Here is a 15620-nt window from a genome sequence, read left to right as displayed (position 1 = left end):
TTCTTGCGGGTTTTGGCACAGTGTGTTACAATAACAAAAGACCATAATAAATGAGGGACAGACATGAAACTAAAATCCGTCTATGTATGCTCCAATTGCGGAGAGACAAGCCCCCGCTGGATGGGGCGCTGCCCCAGCTGCGGCAGCTGGAATACCATGAACGAGGACGTTGTAGCCGAGGCACCCAAGGCGGGGACTCCTGCTGCCCGGCAGGCTGCTGCGGCTCGTCAGGAGGGCGTGACCACCCTGACCGCCCGGCGGCTGTCAGAGATCAGCACCACGGAGGAAAAAAGCCGCATCCTGACTGGTATCTCGGAGCTGGACCGCGTATTGGGCGGCGGCATCGTGCTGGGCGGCGTGGTGCTTTTGAGCGGTGAGCCGGGCGTGGGTAAATCCACTATGCTGTTACAGCTGTGCGGCGCCATCTCCAACCAGCACAGCGTATTGTATATCACCGGCGAGGAGTCTGTCCGGCAGGTCAAGCTGCGTGCAGCGCGGCTGAAGGTACCGCAGGATAACATTTTTCTGGCGGCGGAAAATGACGTGGATGAGATCTGCGGTCTGATCGAAAAGGAAAAGCCGGACCTTGTGGTCATCGACTCTATCCAGACCATGCGCTGCATGGATATCTCGTCCTCGTCCGGCACCGTCAGTCAAGTGAAGGAGAGCGCCGCGCGGCTGCTGGCAGTCGCCAAAAAGCAGGAAATTCCAATGTTCATCGTGGGTCATGTGAACAAGGATGGTGCAATTGCAGGCCCCAAGGTCATGGAGCATATCGTGGATACGGTGCTCTACTTTGAGGGCGACAAGATGCTGCCGTACCGCATTCTGCGGGCAGCCAAAAACCGTTATGGCTCCACCAATGAGTTGGGAATGTTCGATATGACCGGCACAGGACTTGCCGAGATCGAAAACCCCTCCCAGATGCTATTGGAAGGACGTCCGCTGGGGGTTTCCGGCAACTGTGTGGCCTGCACCATGGAGGGCAGCCGTCCCATTCTGAGCGAGATACAGGCACTTGCCACCAAGACGAATTTCCCGGCACCTCGCCGTGCTTGCAGTGGATACGACTATAACCGCATGAATCTTTTGATCGCCGTGCTGGAAAAGCGGGCAGGGTACTTTTTTGGCAATCTGGATGTCTATGTCAATATCGTGGGCGGCATTGCACTGCGGGATACCGCCTGCGACCTTGCAGTCTGTCTGAGCATGGTCTCTTCGCTGCTCGATCGCCCGGTCAGCGATAAGCTTATCGCCATTGGCGAGGTAGGTCTGGGCGGGGAAGTGCGCAGCGTGCCCAATCTGGAACAGCGTCTGCACGAGGCAGAGCGTATCGGCTTTGAGCGGGCGGTCATTCCCAAGCACAGTCTTGCGCACCTGAATGCCGCAGACTATCCCGGCATGAAGCTGGTCGGTGCGGCGTATATTGCAGATGCCATCAATGCGCTAAAAAATGACCGCCTGTGATGAAACGAGGAACCTATGTCGATTTATCTGGACGAAAGAAATCCCGGCAAGCATGCACCCTTTGAGGATGCCGCCCCGGATATTGTAGAATATGTGCGTTATCTTGAAGTGATCGCCGGCAAAAGCGCCAATACAGCGTTCAGTTATTACTGTGACCTACGCTCCTTCAGCCGCTTTATGAAGCGCCGCCGCGGGCTTGTGGCCGCAGATGCAGAGTTTAAGGAGATCGACCCCAAAGGGCTGGATACGGCCTTTTGGGGCAGCATAACAAAAGAGGATATCTACGAATATCTGTACTTTTTAAACCGGGAGTGCGGCAACAAAAAATCCTCTACCGCCCGGCGGCTGGCCAGCCTGCACGGCTTTTATGATTATCTGGTCAATCAGGTCAACCGCCTATCCGAGGACCCTACGGCGGCTATCCGTCCGCCCAAGCAGGATAAAGTATTGCCCAAGTACCTGACGGCAGAGCAGTCCATCTCGCTTTTGGAGAGCACCCAGACCCAGAGCGATTTCCCGGAGCGGGACTACTGCATGGTGGTGCTGTTCCTCAACTGCGGTATGCGCCTTGCAGAGCTGGTAGGTATGGACCTTGGAGACATTGACTTAGAGCAGCGACAGATCCGCCTATTTGGCAAAGGCCATAAGGAACGCATGGTCTACCTGAACGATGCCTGCGTGGAGGCGTTGCAGTTGTATCTGCGCAAGCGCAATACTATGGAAGGGCTTTCACCCAAGGAAAAAGCCGTGTTCATTACGCGGATGCGCAAGGAGCGTATCTCGAACCGCAGGGTAGAACAGCTGATCTCCGGCGCAATGAAGGCTGCCGGACTGAAGGGTTTTTCCACCCATAAGCTGCGCCATACTGCCGCTACGTTGATGTATCAAACCGGCAATGTGGATATCCTTACCCTCAAGCAGCTTCTGGGTCACAGCAGCGTCGGAACAACGCAAATTTATACGCACCTACAAGAATTTCAGGTTCGCTCTGCCATTGAAGAAAATCCGCTGGGCAAGGTACTGCCCATAAAAGCTACAAAAGCAAGCTTGGATACAACAGAAACAGCAGGGGAGACATCTGCCGAAAATGCCACGGCGAGAGAGGACGCTTCTGAACCGTCCGGCCCAATGACCGCCTTTAAGGGCGCTGCACAGGATGGCTTTCGGGCAGATATTTCGGCAATGTCTATCGAAGAAACTGACGATTCATCAAGCAATACTTAAACCTACACAAAACGTTTAAGACGGTTCAAAGACCCATGGCGCGACCCGGTTTGACTGGATGCTGCCATGGGTCTTTATAATTTACAATGTAAGCAGTCAGCAGCCATACAGGAGCGTCCTCAGAAGATTCTGGTAGAAACGTACTAAGCCATGTCCACACAAAAATCAACTGGAATGATCAACCACAGCCGCAAACTGTAAATCATAAAACGCAGCATGAAACATTATAAAGCAAACGCAAAGACGCTGCAAGAATAATCGAACCGATTCGGCAGCACATAACACAGGAAGTATCTGTAAGCGTGAGACAAATAAAACAATAAAATATAATAAAAAGTGCAGAATGCGCAGAACGGTTAAGCCAAGCCAAAAAATGAGCCAGCCGAGGCTGAGACGCCAAAAATCCGGGAAGTTGGCTTTTTTCACTTCCCTAAGTTTCGCATAACGTGCATTATACGAAACAGCAGTAATCAAAAAAACAGAAGCTGCCCTTCTCTCTTTCTGTCAGATTTCCGGCAGCTTCTGTGGATGCTTTTCAGTTTGCACACGCGCGCTTCTACGCCGCTGGACATATTACCAGTATGTTCAAGCGTTTGACTTTCTGCCTGCGGTTGGCTGTTCTAGTGCGTTACAGGTCATGTTATAAAAGTAGTATTGTTTCTTCTGCTTCGGTGATGCGATGTTCATTTCACCGGCAGCGGTTCTGTGCCGAAATATGCACAGATGGCTTCGTAATAAATGCGCGCCACAGTCTTGCAGCTCTCCTCGCTGCCAAAGCGCTCTACATCCTCGGCATTCGTTACAAAGCACTGCTCTGCCAACACTGCCGGACAATCCACATCTTCCAGCAGCGTAAAGCTGCGCTCAGGCCGTACCTGTGTGTAGGTGTTCTCCACCAGTTGCTTCTGGTCGTTTTCCAGATAATAAATGTACCGCACTCCTCCACGTCCGCGCAGCTTTGCACCGATGCTCTGCATTCCACCGGCCAGCAGTCTTGCAAAATAAAAGCTTTCCTGATGCCATGTACGTCCGGGCACTGCCGGATAGCATTCAAAGCCGGATGCCGCAGAGCCATTGGCTGCGGAGTTGCCGTGGATGGACAGCAACAGCTGCGGGCTTTGGGCACTGGCGGTGGCTGCACGTTGGGCAGGTGTCGCGGTTTCATCAAAACTTTCCCGGGTCTGCAACGGAATGTAATTAGAATCCTCTTCTAACCACTGAAGCAGCGCAGCAGTCGTTGCTGCGGTGATCTGTTTTTCCTCGACTACTCCCCTTGCGCCCGGGTCGCTGCCGCCATGTCCGGCATCTATTGCCACCCGGTACGGCGGGTCGCCCACCACAGGACGAAAATCATCCTCTGCGGACGAGACTGCGGGTTCTGCGGGTGCGTTCAATTCCAGCGCCGCTTTCCATAAAAACAGGCCGAAACAGAGCATCAATGCCGCAAAAACAAGCAGTAGTCCATGCAAAATCCGACGCTGGGCTTTGCGGCGGTGCGTTTTGCGTTTACTATGCTTATTTGCGTGTCTGCGATGACTGGTTGGCATAAAGTTTTACTTCCTGTTCGTTTTACATTTATAATACGAGTATACTCGCCTTTTCCCTGCTCTGCAACAAAAAAAGACTGCCAATTTTTCAAAAGACAGTCTTTACTGGGTTATTTCAGTTCTACAACCGTTACACCGCTTTCGCCCTCGCCGTAACGACCAAGACGGAAGCTTTTGACCATGCGGTTGCCGCGCAGATGCTTATGAATGGCAGTGCGCAGCGCGCCAGTGCCGTTGCCGTGAATCAGATAGACCACCGTCTGTCCGTTCAGGATGGCGCGGTCGATAAAGGAATCCACCTCCGACAGTGCCTCGTCCACCGTAAGTCCCAGCAGGTTGCACTCCATTTTGGCAGTACGCTGTACGCGCTCTACCCTGCCGTTGGGACGGTTGGTATCGCCTGTCAGGCGGGAATACCGCTGCTGCGCCTTGGTTTTTGGTGCAGTGGGTTCTTTTACCAGCTTTTCCGGCTGCTTCAAGCCCTTGAGGGGTACCTTGGTCTTAATGATACCGGCGCGCACCAGCACATCGCCGTTTTTATCAGGCAGCGCCAGAACGGTGGCCAGCTGGTTCAGCTCTGCAATGCAGACCTCCTGCCCTACCTTTACCTCCTTCAGTGGCACAAACTCCTTAACGGGGTTATGCACCACTTCCGTACCGGCAAACAGCTTTTCGGTCTCCTTTTTGGCAATCTCGCGGGCACGCTGCGCTTTCTGCTGGGCGCTCATGCGCTCATCTTTTTGCAGCTGGCGCAGCTCGTCGGTCAGCGCATAGGCCTGTGTTTCCACCTGCTGTGCCAGCGTGCGCGCCTTGGCACGAGCAGCTTCCAATTCATTCTCGCCCTGCTGGATCAGCTCGTCCCGCTTTTTACGGGCAGCTTCCAGCTGATGGGAGGCTTCGTTGCGCAGCTGTTCCACCTCGTTCTGGCTTTCTTTCAGTTGAAGTTTCAGATCATCCAGCTGACCCAGAACTGCATCCAGACGTTTATCCTCGGCAGACAGATGCTGCTGGGCAGCCTCAATGACGCGGCTTGGGATGCCAAGCTTTTCGCTGATCAGGAACGCATTGGATTTTCCCGGTACGCCCACACTCAGCTTATAGGTTGGGCGCAGGGTCTCCAAATCAAACTCGCAGCTGGCATTGACCACGCCCTTCGTTTCCAATGCAAAGACCTTCAGCTCTGCATAGTGGGTGGTCGCCATCAGCAGAACGCCACGGCGTCGCAGCTCCTCAATGATGGCAACTGCCAGCGCAGCGCCCTCGGCGGGGTCGGTGCCGGCACCCAGTTCATCCAGCAGCACAAGGGTGTGCGGCATGGCCAGTTCCAGAATGCCGGTGATTTTTTTCATGTGGCCGGAGAAGGTGGAAAGGCTCTGCTCAATGCTCTGCTCATCGCCAATATCTACCAGAAATTCATCAAATACGCAAATCTCGCTGCGCTCGTCAGCCGGGATCAGAAAGCCGCACTGCGCCATGGCACACAGCAGACCGGCGGTTTTCAGGGTAACTGTTTTACCGCCGGTGTTCGGGCCGGTGATGATAAGAGAATCATACTCCCCGCCCAGTGCAATATCCACAGGAACGCACTTCTGCGGGTCGATCAGCGGGTGGCGGGCACGGATCAGGTTAAAAGAAGAATCCGTCCGCACAGCGGGCTTGAAGGCTTTCAGTTCCAGCGCAAGCCGCGCTTTCGCCAGTAGGATGTCGATTTCCAGCATGGCCTTGTAGCTGTACTGGAATTGCGGCTCAATGGCGGCCACCTGTGCGGTAAAGGCCACCAGAATGCGCTCGATCTCCTGCGCCTCCTGTGCACGGTATTGCAGGATGCGGGCATTCGCCTCCACCACAGCCTGCGGCTCTACAAACACCGTAGCGCCCGTAGAGGATACATCGTGGATGATACCGCTCACTTCGCCGCGGTACTCGCTCTTGACCGGCACAACGTACCGGCCGTTGCGCATAGAAACCACGCTTTCCTGCAGGTATTTAGAGGTGTCCATATTGCGCACCATGCTTTCCAGCCGGTCGCGGATGCTGTTTTCGGTGGCTCGGATCTTTTTGCGCAGCTCTGCCAGAGTGCGGGAGGCGGTATCCGCCATGGCGTCCGGTGCCAGAATGGCACTTGAGATCTGCTGCTCAAGACCCGGTTCCGGTGCAAGTGCGTAAAACAGATCATCGGTCGGCAGCGCGTCGTGCTCGGAGGAGCCGTACCAGCTAGTCAGGTGCTGAAAATTGCGCAGCGCACCAGCCACCATCAGCAGTTCGCCCATGGAAAGCACACCGCCCTTTACGGCACGGGCGGCAAGCTGACTGACCCCTTCCACTCCGCCAAAGCGCGGTGAGCCGTTTTTGATCAGCAGGGTGTTGATGGCATCTGTCTGCTCCAGTGCATAGCGCACCTCATCCGGGTCGCACTGCGGCTCAATAGCCAGCAGCATGGCACGGGCTTCCTTGCATACGCAGCCCTCTGCTGCACGGGCAATGATCTTATCCAGTTCTAATGTTTTTAAGTAGCTTGTTTCCATACTGTTCCTTTTTGGTCAGGGCAGCACACTTTTCAAAAAGGCATAGCTCTTCAGCGGCTTATCCAGATGCGTCAGGGCATAGTTTTCAGCCACTGTGGAAAGCTTTGCCAGACTGCCCACAGAGATCTTGAATGCAAATATTTTTTTGTCCTCTACTAAGCAGATGTGGCGCAGCGCAAACAGCGCAGCCTTGTCCAGATTGCAGTTCTTGCCTGCCTTTGCCGCACAGGACGCGCAAAGCAGATGCCCTTCCTGTGCGTCCAGATAAAAGGCATCTCCTTCATCGTAGGTGCCGCAATCCCGGCAGCAGACCAGCTGCGGCATAAAGCCGCACTCGCTCATAGTGCGCAGCTCAAATACTGCCTTGATCACCCGCAGGTCGGTGCGATGCTCGCTGATCATATACAGGCTGTTCAGCACTAGACGCAATTCCCGGGCAGCTTCCTCGCCGGTAGGCGAAAGCGCAGCAGCAAGTTCTGTCAGATACATGGCAAGGCTTACCCCTTCAATGGAAGAGGAAATGCCGTGGAAGATGTTCTGCACCTCGGCTTCTCGCACGGTATACATATTGCGTCCGGGCACCAGCGTAAACTCTGAATAGCAGAACAGCCCGCAGGCACTGAACAGCTTGCTTTTCAGTCGCAGACTGTTTGCAGCCATTGCCGTGATCACACCCAGTTTCGGGGTAAGGATCGTCAGAATACGGTCTGCTTCTCTATAACGGGTCTCCTTCAGTACCAGACCCATGGTCACAAATGGTTCCATCGTCCGTTTCTCCTGCCGGATGCTCGGCGGGCAGCTGCACCCGTTGTTTGTAATCGAGATAACGGAGAATATTCCCCGTGCAGGCAAAGGCCTGCCAGCTTGCAGCAGCATCCATTTTCAGCACTCCTTCCCTTTCCTGTACACAGGCTGCTTTTATTATAGTGTCAGCCTGATTCTAGCACAGCATACAAGGGAAAACTGTCCTGCTTTGGCAGCGCTCAGCGGTTGGATGGATTCTGCTTGAAGCCGAAGTTATTCAGCAAAAATTCGTTGTCCCGCCAGTCGGATTTTACCTTGACCCAGCACTGCAAATTGACCCGGCAGCCCAAGAACTCCTCGCAGTCGGCGCGGGCAGCACTGGCAATCTTTTTAAGCATGGCACCGCCCTTGCCGATGACCATGCCCTTATGGCTCTCCCGCTCGCAGTAGATGTTCACATCAATGTCGATCAGGTCTGTGCCCGGGCGCTCCTTGAAGCGCTCAACCACCACTGCAATGCCGTGCGGGATCTCATCCCGCATAAAGAGCAGTGCCTTTTCGCGGATGACCTCGGCCACCAGCTCCTTTTCCGGCATATCGGTATAGGCGTCGTCATCAAAGTAATGGGGGCCTTCCACGGCATAGCGGCTCAAGGCATCGAACAGCTCCTCGCTGCCCTCCTTGTTGCGCACACTGATAGTGTAGATTGCATCAAATACACCCAGCGCCTTCAGCTCTGCCTTGCGGGCTTCCAGGTCGGCAGGATCTTTCACAAGGTCGGTCTTGTTGATGACCGCAATGGCCGGGCCGCTGCGCTGTAGCGCCTCCACCAGCACCATCTCGGATTCGTTCAGTGCACCGTAGGGTTCGAACAGCATCATGGAAACATCCACATCCGCAATGGAATCGCTGGCAGTCTTATCCATGCGTTTGCCCAGCTTATTGTGAGCTTTGTGCACACCGGGGGTATCCAGCAGCACATATTGCAGCGGCCCCCGGGTGATCACGCCGGTGATGCGGGTGCGGGTCGTCTGGGGCTTGGAGGTGACGATAGCCACCTTTTCGCCGACCAAGAGGTTCGTCAGGCTGGATTTGCCCACGTTCGGCCGTCCGATGACAGCAACGAATACAGAGGAGGTGTCGTAATGCTCCTGAACGGGTGTTGTAGTACTCAAAGTGAACTCCTGTCTTGTTTTTATGTTCTGTTGCAGTGAAGGAATATCATTCCGTGTAGCTGACCGTGCGGGGCAGACCCAGCTGCAGCAGCACAGCCTCTTCCTTTTCGCGCATGCGCATGGCTTCCAGACCGCCGTTTTCGTGGTCGTAGCCCAGCAGATGCAGCATGGAGTGAACGGTCAAAAAGGCTACCTCCCGCTGCAGCGGATGCCCATACAGATTCGCCTGCTCCATGGCACGCTCCATGCTAATGACAATATCGCCCAGCATCATGCAGCCGTTATTCTCATCGATATCATACTTGCCATTCTCGCCCAGAGGAAAGCTCAGCACATCGGTGGGCATGGGCTTGTTGCGGTACTGGTTATTCAGCTCGGCAATGGCAGCGTTGTCCACAAAGGTAACGCTGATCTCGGCGGGGCGGTCGAAATGCTCATATTCCAGCACGGCATTGCAGGCACGGCGGATGAGGATGCGGAGCCCAGAGGGCACCTTGACAGCTTTCTGGGAGTTGGTGATCAAAACTTTGTTGGACATATCGGTCCACTCCTTTCAAAGGGTTACTTAAAATTCTTTTTGTTTTCTTTATTTTCCGCTTCGGCAGCCGGATGGGCCGCACGCTCGTAAGCCTTAACGATTTCCTGCACCAGCCGGTGACGCACAACGTCCTTATCGGTAAAGTAGCACTGTGCAATGCCGTTCACATCCTTCAGCACCTTTAGCGCGTCCACCAGACCGCTGCGGGTGCTGCCCGGCAGATCGATCTGGGTCACATCGCCGGTAACGACCACCTTAGAGCCTACGCCCATACGGGTAAGGAACATTTTCATCTGCTCCGGGGTGGTGTTCTGCGCCTCGTCCAGAATGATAAAGGAATCATCCAGTGTGCGCCCGCGCATATAGGCTAGCGGAGCAACCTCGATGATCTGCTTTTCCACCAGACGCTCGTAGGTCTCTGCGCCCAGCATATCAAACAGGCCGTCGTACAGCGGCCGCAGATAGGGATCTACCTTCTGCTGCAGGTCACCGGGCAGAAAGCCCAGCTTCTCCCCTGCCTCCACCGCCGGGCGGGTCAGAATGATGCGGGATACCTCCTTGGCCTTGAAGGCCTTCACTGCCATGGCAACGGCCAGATAGGTCTTGCCAGTACCCGCCGGGCCGACACCGAAGGTAATGGCATTGGAGCGGATAGCACTCAGGTATTCCTTCTGTCCCAGCGTTTTGGGGCGGATTGGCCGTCCCTTGACCGTGACAGTAACAAAATCCTCGGTCAGCTCCTTTACCCGCTTCTCCGCGCCATCATGCGCCAAACTGATGCAGTAGTGCACGGTCTGATCCTCCAGCGGGGTGCGGTTCTCGATCAGAAGCAGCATTCCCTCCACGGCGCGGTTCGCAGCGGCCACGTTGGCAGGCTCGCCGGAAATGCGCAGCTGTGTACCGCGGCAGACAGCGGTGACCGAAAACTCTTTTTCCAACAAGCGAATATTCCGGTCGCAGTTGCCAAAAACAGCCGCTGCGATCTCTACACTATCCAGTTCAATACACTTTTCCGCCATGGAGCTCCTCCCGAATTGCAGAATTTGATGACTATATTGTACCACCAAAATCTTCAGAAGAAAACTATGAAAAGTGCACAAAATATTTTCCTACATTCCATCGGTTTTTCCATACGAACTGTGTCTTAAAGCTTTTTGATGACTTTTTTCTGAAAACGCTTGACAAAGTATATCGGATGACGATATACTTTAAGCACGATATATCGGTTGACGATATAAAGACGTCCGATAGAATCCATGGAGTATTTCAGTATGGAAAACCTTGCATTGACAGAATCAACCTATTACATCCTGTTGTCTCTTTACCATCCACAGCACGGCTATGGCATCATGCAGCAGACGGAGCAGCTTTCCGGCGGCAGAGTCCATCTTGCCGCCGGGACGCTGTATGGTGCATTGACCTCTCTGTGCGAAAAAGGCTGGATCCGTCCCCTGCCTGCTGAGAGCGGCAGCCGTAAAAAGGAATACCAGCTTACCGGAGAGGGCGTACAGGTTTTAAAGCATGAGCTTGCCCGCTTGCAGCAGCTTGTGGCAAATGGTGAAAGCATCCTGAAGGAGGAAACCTTATGAGGGAAAAGAAAACCGTTTTCAAGCTTTTCTTTGTGTGGGATTTTGAAAAAGAAGAGCGCTGGCTGAACGAGATGGCGCAGGAGGGCTGGGTACTGGACAATACCGGGTTTTCCTTTTATACCTTTGTACGCTGCGAACCGGGCGAATATATCATCCGCTTGGAGATGAACCCCAGCAGCGATTACCGCGCCTTTGTAAAGGAACTGGGTGCAGAGTATATCGGCGGCTGTGTCAACTGGGTGTACTTCCGTCGGAAAGCGGAGCTTGGCAGCTTTGAGCTGCTCTCGGATATCGACTCCCGTCTGACGCACCTGAGCCGCATCAATCGGATGCTTTCCCTGCTCTGTCTGGCAAATCTGATCCTTGGTATAACGAACTCTTTAAATCAGGCTCGCTACGGCTGGCTGAACCTGTTGTGCGCAGCAATGCTCTCCTATGCACTGGGGCGTATCCACGGCATGAAAGTAGCGCTGGAAAAGGAACGCAGTTTGCACGAATGATTTGTCAAGCCCTTCTTTGACACAACCGCAGAGAAAAAGCTGGCGTATCTTTGGATAAAAAGACAATGGCAAACCGATCTCCATCGTGATACAATAGCAAGCGTTGTGTGCCGCCGCCCGGCGGCCGTTTATACTGCTTGAAAACAAAGGAGAAGGAACCATGGAACAGCTTTTTCTGATGCCCGGTGAAGAACGATACGAGCGCTTCAAGGATGGTAACGGCGTTTCTAAGGTGCACTACTCCTACTGTTCCATGCGCGGTGTCTTCTTTGACTGCGAGAGCCGCAGTCTTGAGGAAGCCCAGCGCCTGTGCGAAAACTGGCTTGTAGGACAGGACCGCTGCTACCGCAACTAACATAGAACCTTAAAACCCCTGCCGTATTTGCAGACCTTTCCGCAAAACGGCAGGGGTTATTTTTTATACAGGCTTTACTGCCACACCTGTGCACAGACAAGTTCCAGTACACTGCCGGCGATGCAGCGGGATTTATCCGATATCAGGAAACAGTTGGAAAGTTCCTCCCGCCGGGGGTCAATATCCGCGATCTTAAAGCCCGGTGTGACCGGATAGCCGCTGCGCAGCAATCCGCGCAGAATACCGGAAATTTGTGCAGTGACCGGGATATCTTTCCCATCCGGGGTGCGGATGGTAGCAATAGTTTCACCCTTCTCTACAAAATCGCCAATTTTACGCACATTCATAAAAACACCGCCAGCCTGTGCATGGATCACCCGCTCTGCACCGTACCCGCCAATAATGCCGGGGATGCCGGTATTGGGGATAGCGCTTCCCTCCCGAATGATCCGTCCAAGCCGGTGGCCGCGTTTGGTCTCCACCACGGCGTCCACGTCCTGCCCAGCAACAAAGCCGGGACCGAGGGCAATGGTCAGCGGTGCCATATTCCGGCGGGTGCCAAGGTTCCGCTTAGCCAGAATGGCGTCTACCACGACATCAGGCTTTGCTCGGGCAATACAGGCTCCCTCCGGGTCAACGAGCACCGGAACAGCGCTCTGCGCCCAGACAGACTGCGCCTGCTCTAATGTTTCAATGCGGACAGCGCGCAGACCCTCAACAGTTGTTTCGCCTTCATACACTGCTTCACACAGGGCCACCTGACGGCGGATGGCCGCGGGCTGTGTCGTTTCCAGTACCAGCACCCGCAGCTCGGCGCTCCACAACCGGTGGATGGTTCCAGTGGCAAGGTCGCCGCCGCCGCGCACGATAATTAAGGCATCCTTTTTCATTTTGCTTTCTCCCCGGGGAAAAGTGTCTGCAACAGCACCTCCATGGAGCCGCCACAGGCAGCAATGGCCGCATCCTCGTTTTTGCCGTCAGCCGAAAGCTGCAGGCATTGCAGAACGGGCGTAGCCTGTGCCAACAGCTTCTGAGCAGCCTGTACCGTGTAATGCTCCATAATACCGCCGCCCACGCTGCCAACTGTACTGCCATCGGGCATAATGAGCATCTTTGCGCCCACATCCCGTGGAGTGGAGCCGTGCCGCGCAGCAATGGTAGCCAGCACCGCCGGGGTGCTGGCTTTTTCTGCCTGCACCATCGCATCCAGCAATGTGACGGGATAGCCCTCGGTCTGGGGGCGGGCATTCTTGACCTGCACGATCTGCGCCAGAATGGAAAGCGCGATCTCCGCAGCGGTCTGCGCCCCAATGGCAAGGCCAATGGGCGCGCAGAGTGCATTGATTCGCTGGTTGTCCAGCCCTTTCTCCAACAGCTGACGGCGCACCAGTGCGGCACGACCACGGCTGCCCATCATGCCCACATAGGCCGCAGGTTTTTGCAAAATCTGAGTAAGGCAATCCAAATCAAAGGCGTGGGAGCGGGTCAGCACTGCAAAATAGGTCTCTGCCCCGCCGGGCACATTTTGAAGTGCCTGTGCAAAGGGGGCACAAAGCACGGTATCCGCTCCGGCGGCGCGCAGCTGTTGGGCAAATTCCTCCCGGTCGTCTATGGCAAGCACCGGCAGACCGAGAAGCTTTGCCTGCTTTACAAGAGCAGCAGCCACATGACCGCCGCCGCAGACTACCAGCTGCGGCACAGCACCAAAGCGCTCGGCAAATACCCGCCGCCCGTCCAGTGTAAGAAAGCCTGTGGCGGTACAGGCTTGCAGGGCTGAAAGCTGGCGCTGCAAAAGCTCGGTACTCTGGGTCTGCCACACAACGGCACCGTCCCGCAGCAGCAGCTGACTGCCCGTCTCTGCACCTTCCAGCACGGTAGCCAGCGTATAGCTGCCGGTCTGGTTTGTATCTTGCAGAACGTCTGCAAGCGTTTGTCTGTTCATTGGTGTTTTTCTCCCTCTGTTATTGCTCCACAGGCGTTACCTTATCAAACTGTGTTTGATCCAGTGCTGCCTGCCAACTTTGCCAGTCCTCCGGCAGCATCCGCCATGCAAGCCCGCACCCCGCCGAGATCTCACGCGGCAGCGGGATCAGACGCCCGGGCACCTGTCGGGCATGGCATTGCTTTTCCCACTCCATAGCCTCTAAAGTGGTACGGAAGGAAAGCACGATATAATTTCGTTTTATTCGCATAAAAGTTCCCGGGCAAGTGCGCAGACCGCCTGCGCTGCCCGCTGCACCTCCTGCTCCGTATTGAAATGAGAAAAGCTGAACCGTACTACGCCCTGCTCCACAGTGCCAAGCGCCTTGTGCATCAGCGGAGCACAGTGCGCTCCGGCACGCACGCAGACGCCATAGTCCTCCCACAAAATATCTGCCACCCGGGCAGAATCCTCCTGCCCGATGTTCAGTGCTACAATGGGCGCGCGGGGCTGTAGGGTCATATCGCCATACACCGTTACGCCCGGCGCAGTACGCACCTGCTCATAAAACAGGCGGGCAAGGGAGCTTTCCCGGGCAACAAGGCTTGCTACACCCTGCTCCAGCAGCCAGCGCACCCCGGCGCACAGCCCGGCAAGGCCGTGCACGTTCAGTGTGCCGGCCTCCAGTGCAGTAGGCATCTGCAAGGGGTGCGTTTCGTCAAAGCTGTGCACACCGCTGCCGCCCACAAGGAGCGGCGCAACACGCAGGCCGGGGCGCACATAAGCGCCGCCGGTGCCTTGCGGCCCCAAAAGCGCCTTGTGCCCGGTAAAGCACAAAGCATCTATGCCAAGCTGCTGCACATCAATGGGCTGCGCACCTGCGGTCTGGGCTGCGTCCACGATCAGCGCTAGACCATGCCGGTGCGCAAAGTCTGCTGCGCGGGCAAGGTCAGTGCAGTTGCCGGTCACATTGGAAGCTCCCGTCACCACCAGTGCCCGGGTCGTGGGACGCAGCAATACTTCCCATTGGTCGTAGCACAGCCGGGCAGCTGCATCCACCCCGGTAAAAGAGACCTCTACCCCCTGTGCCCGCAGCCGGTACAGCGGACGCAGAACGGAGTTATGCTCGCATACCGTTGTGATCACATGGTCACCCGGATGCAGCACGCCGTTCAGTACCGTGTTCAGTGCCATGGTTGCGTTGGCAGCAAAAACGATGCAGGAGGGGTCTGGCGCATGGAAAAGCTCTGTCAGCGCCAGACGGGTGTCCAGCACGACCCGTGCGGCGTGAAGCGTGGGCTCGTGTGCGCCGCGCCCGGGATTGCCAGCCGTATGCAGTGCCTCCACAATAGACTGCTCCACCTGCGGCGGTTTATGCAGGGTGGTGGCTGCGTTGTCAAGATAAATCACGGCTTTACCACGTTCCCTGCCTGCGTCAGCTTTTCGGCAATGGTGTACATGTTGGTCACGCTGCCCACAGCCAGCTTCTCGGTAAGGCCGTAGAAGTTCAGGCAGGTGCCGCAGGTCAGGATCTCTACGCCCTGTACTTCCAATGCCTTAAGATCCTCCAGCATGGCAGAGCCTTCACAGGTCAGCGCTGCGCCGCCGTTATAGAACAGGATCGTCTTGGGCAGCTTGTCCTGCTGGGTCAGTGCGAACACAAAGGCCTTGAGCAGGGTCTTGCCCAGCTCCTCGCTGCCCTCGCCCATAACGGCAGCGGAAATAGCCACCACCGTATCCGTGCGGGCATCCGGTACGCAGACAGGAGCAGCTTCTGCTGGGGCGCTTTCTACTTCGCCCAGCGTGAACAGCACACGGTATTTGCGCTCTTCCAGCTTTTCAGCGCTATACTGATAGCCCTTCTGCTGTGCCATCTTGGTCAGGTTCTGTACGGCGATCTCGTTGTCCACCAGTACCTCCACCTGTCCCGCGCCCTGCAGCTCAGAAATCGCCTTTTTTGCCTTGACGACAGGCAGCGGGCAGGCATCGCCCAGTGCATCCACTTTGATAAATTCAGCCATGCTGATTACTCCTC

The 15620-nt window shown here is 55.5% G+C and carries 16 protein-coding genes; 5 read left to right on the top strand and 11 right to left on the bottom strand.

What is annotated here, in order from left to right; translation table 11 throughout:
• Nucleotides 1–63 precede the first annotated feature (63 nt).
• Nucleotides 64–1467, top strand: a complete 1404-nt coding sequence (gene radA / locus DXB44_RS02385; RefSeq protein WP_081028373.1) for a DNA repair protein RadA — start codon at nt 64–66, stop codon at nt 1465–1467.
• 15 nt (nt 1468–1482) lie between these two features.
• A complete protein-coding gene (locus DXB44_RS02380; RefSeq protein WP_118657606.1) occupies nt 1483–2691 on the top strand; it encodes a tyrosine-type recombinase/integrase in 1209 nt (402 codons plus the stop codon).
• Between the two features lie 683 nt (nt 2692–3374).
• On the opposite strand, the gene DXB44_RS02375 is transcribed toward DXB44_RS02380, so the two are convergent.
• The 6 genes from DXB44_RS02375 to DXB44_RS02350 all read right to left on the bottom strand — a co-directional run bounded on the left by DXB44_RS02375 (nt 3375) and on the right by DXB44_RS02350 (nt 10239).
• Entirely contained in the window at nt 3375–4085 is a 711-nt protein-coding gene (locus DXB44_RS02375) for an N-acetylmuramoyl-L-alanine amidase (protein WP_243111009.1), read from the bottom strand.
• A gap of 263 nt (nt 4086–4348) precedes the next feature.
• Entirely contained in the window at nt 4349–6763 is a 2415-nt protein-coding gene (locus DXB44_RS02370) for an endonuclease MutS2 (protein ID WP_055184374.1), read from the bottom strand.
• 15 nt (nt 6764–6778) lie between these two features.
• Nucleotides 6779–7528: a DNA repair protein RecO gene (recO, locus tag DXB44_RS02365; protein ID WP_055184372.1), complete on the bottom strand. Its 750-nt coding sequence runs from the start codon at nt 7526–7528 to the stop codon at nt 6779–6781.
• Nucleotides 7529–7746: 218 nt separating this feature from the next.
• Entirely contained in the window at nt 7747–8682 is a 936-nt protein-coding gene (era, locus tag DXB44_RS02360; protein WP_055184371.1) for a GTPase Era, read from the bottom strand.
• A 46-nt stretch (nt 8683–8728) separates the two neighbouring features.
• On the bottom strand, nt 8729–9220 hold the full coding sequence (gene ybeY / locus DXB44_RS02355; protein ID WP_005925846.1) for an rRNA maturation RNase YbeY: 492 nt from the start codon (nt 9218–9220) through the stop codon (nt 8729–8731).
• 23 nt (nt 9221–9243) lie between these two features.
• Complete coding sequence (locus DXB44_RS02350) at nt 9244–10239, bottom strand: PhoH family protein (RefSeq protein WP_097780335.1); 996 nt, start codon at nt 10237–10239, stop codon at nt 9244–9246.
• 252 nt (nt 10240–10491) lie between these two features.
• Here DXB44_RS02350 and DXB44_RS02345 point away from each other — a divergent pair, with 252 nt between their 5' ends.
• The 3 genes from DXB44_RS02345 to DXB44_RS02330 all read left to right on the top strand — a co-directional run bounded on the left by DXB44_RS02345 (nt 10492) and on the right by DXB44_RS02330 (nt 11664).
• Nucleotides 10492–10809, top strand: coding sequence for a helix-turn-helix transcriptional regulator (locus DXB44_RS02345; RefSeq protein WP_118657604.1), 318 nt, complete (start codon nt 10492–10494; stop codon nt 10807–10809).
• The gene (locus DXB44_RS02340) at nt 10806–11309 is read left to right on the top strand and encodes a DUF2812 domain-containing protein (protein WP_118657603.1); all 504 of its coding nucleotides are present in this window, start codon (nt 10806–10808) and stop codon (nt 11307–11309) included. The genes DXB44_RS02345 and DXB44_RS02340 overlap by 4 nt, the downstream gene beginning before the upstream one ends.
• 160 nt (nt 11310–11469) lie before the next feature.
• Nucleotides 11470–11664 carry a DUF3873 family protein gene (locus DXB44_RS02330; RefSeq protein WP_118657602.1) on the top strand — a complete coding sequence of 65 codons (195 nt, stop codon included), beginning with the start codon at nt 11470–11472 and terminating at the stop codon, nt 11662–11664.
• Between the two features lie 74 nt (nt 11665–11738).
• Here DXB44_RS02330 and yqeB read toward each other — a convergent pair whose 3' ends face one another.
• The 5 genes from yqeB to yedF are packed head-to-tail and all read right to left on the bottom strand — an operon-like array spanning nt 11739 to nt 15606.
• On the bottom strand, nt 11739–12554 hold the full coding sequence (gene yqeB / locus DXB44_RS02325) for a selenium-dependent molybdenum cofactor biosynthesis protein YqeB (RefSeq protein ID WP_118657601.1): 816 nt from the start codon (nt 12552–12554) through the stop codon (nt 11739–11741).
• A complete protein-coding gene (locus tag DXB44_RS02320) occupies nt 12551–13606 on the bottom strand; it encodes an XdhC/CoxI family protein (protein ID WP_118657600.1) in 1056 nt (351 codons plus the stop codon). The genes yqeB and DXB44_RS02320 overlap by 4 nt, the downstream gene beginning before the upstream one ends.
• Before the next feature lie 19 nt (nt 13607–13625).
• Nucleotides 13626–13856 carry a DUF3343 domain-containing protein gene (locus tag DXB44_RS02315; protein WP_097780340.1) on the bottom strand — a complete coding sequence of 77 codons (231 nt, stop codon included), beginning with the start codon at nt 13854–13856 and terminating at the stop codon, nt 13626–13628.
• Nucleotides 13847–14995, bottom strand: coding sequence for an aminotransferase class V-fold PLP-dependent enzyme (locus DXB44_RS02310; RefSeq protein WP_118657599.1), 1149 nt, complete (start codon nt 14993–14995; stop codon nt 13847–13849). Before DXB44_RS02310 ends, DXB44_RS02315 begins: the two co-directional genes overlap by 10 nt.
• Nucleotides 14992–15606 carry a sulfurtransferase-like selenium metabolism protein YedF gene (gene yedF / locus DXB44_RS02305; RefSeq protein WP_243111008.1) on the bottom strand — a complete coding sequence of 205 codons (615 nt, stop codon included), beginning with the start codon at nt 15604–15606 and terminating at the stop codon, nt 14992–14994. The genes DXB44_RS02310 and yedF overlap by 4 nt, the downstream gene beginning before the upstream one ends.
• Nucleotides 15607–15620: the final 14 nt, after the last annotated feature.

The organism is Faecalibacterium sp. OM04-11BH, from assembly GCF_003482185.1.
In the GTDB taxonomy this organism is placed as follows: Bacteria; Bacillota; Clostridia; order Oscillospirales; family Ruminococcaceae; genus Faecalibacterium; species Faecalibacterium tardum.
This window is presented reverse-complemented; position numbering and strand designations above follow the sequence as displayed.

Coding starts and splice junctions, on each gene's coding strand:
- radA (WP_081028373.1), top strand. CDS start 64: ATGAAACTAAAATCCGTCTATGTATGCTCCAATTGCGGAGAGACAAGC.
- DXB44_RS02380 (WP_118657606.1), top strand. CDS start 1,483: ATGTCGATTTATCTGGACGAAAGAAATCCCGGCAAGCATGCACCCTTT.
- DXB44_RS02370 (WP_055184374.1), bottom strand. CDS start 6,763: ATGGAAACAAGCTACTTAAAAACATTAGAACTGGATAAGATCATTGCC.
- recO (WP_055184372.1), bottom strand. CDS start 7,528: ATGGAACCATTTGTGACCATGGGTCTGGTACTGAAGGAGACCCGTTAT.
- ybeY (WP_005925846.1), bottom strand. CDS start 9,220: ATGTCCAACAAAGTTTTGATCACCAACTCCCAGAAAGCTGTCAAGGTG.
- DXB44_RS02350 (WP_097780335.1), bottom strand. CDS start 10,239: ATGGCGGAAAAGTGTATTGAACTGGATAGTGTAGAGATCGCAGCGGCT.
- DXB44_RS02345 (WP_118657604.1), top strand. CDS start 10,492: ATGGAAAACCTTGCATTGACAGAATCAACCTATTACATCCTGTTGTCT.
- DXB44_RS02340 (WP_118657603.1), top strand. CDS start 10,806: ATGAGGGAAAAGAAAACCGTTTTCAAGCTTTTCTTTGTGTGGGATTTT.
- DXB44_RS02330 (WP_118657602.1), top strand. CDS start 11,470: ATGGAACAGCTTTTTCTGATGCCCGGTGAAGAACGATACGAGCGCTTC.
- yqeB (WP_118657601.1), bottom strand. CDS start 12,554: ATGAAAAAGGATGCCTTAATTATCGTGCGCGGCGGCGGCGACCTTGCC.
- DXB44_RS02320 (WP_118657600.1), bottom strand. CDS start 13,606: ATGAACAGACAAACGCTTGCAGACGTTCTGCAAGATACAAACCAGACC.
- DXB44_RS02315 (WP_097780340.1), bottom strand. CDS start 13,856: ATGCGAATAAAACGAAATTATATCGTGCTTTCCTTCCGTACCACTTTA.
- yedF (WP_243111008.1), bottom strand. CDS start 15,606: ATGGCTGAATTTATCAAAGTGGATGCACTGGGCGATGCCTGCCCGCTG.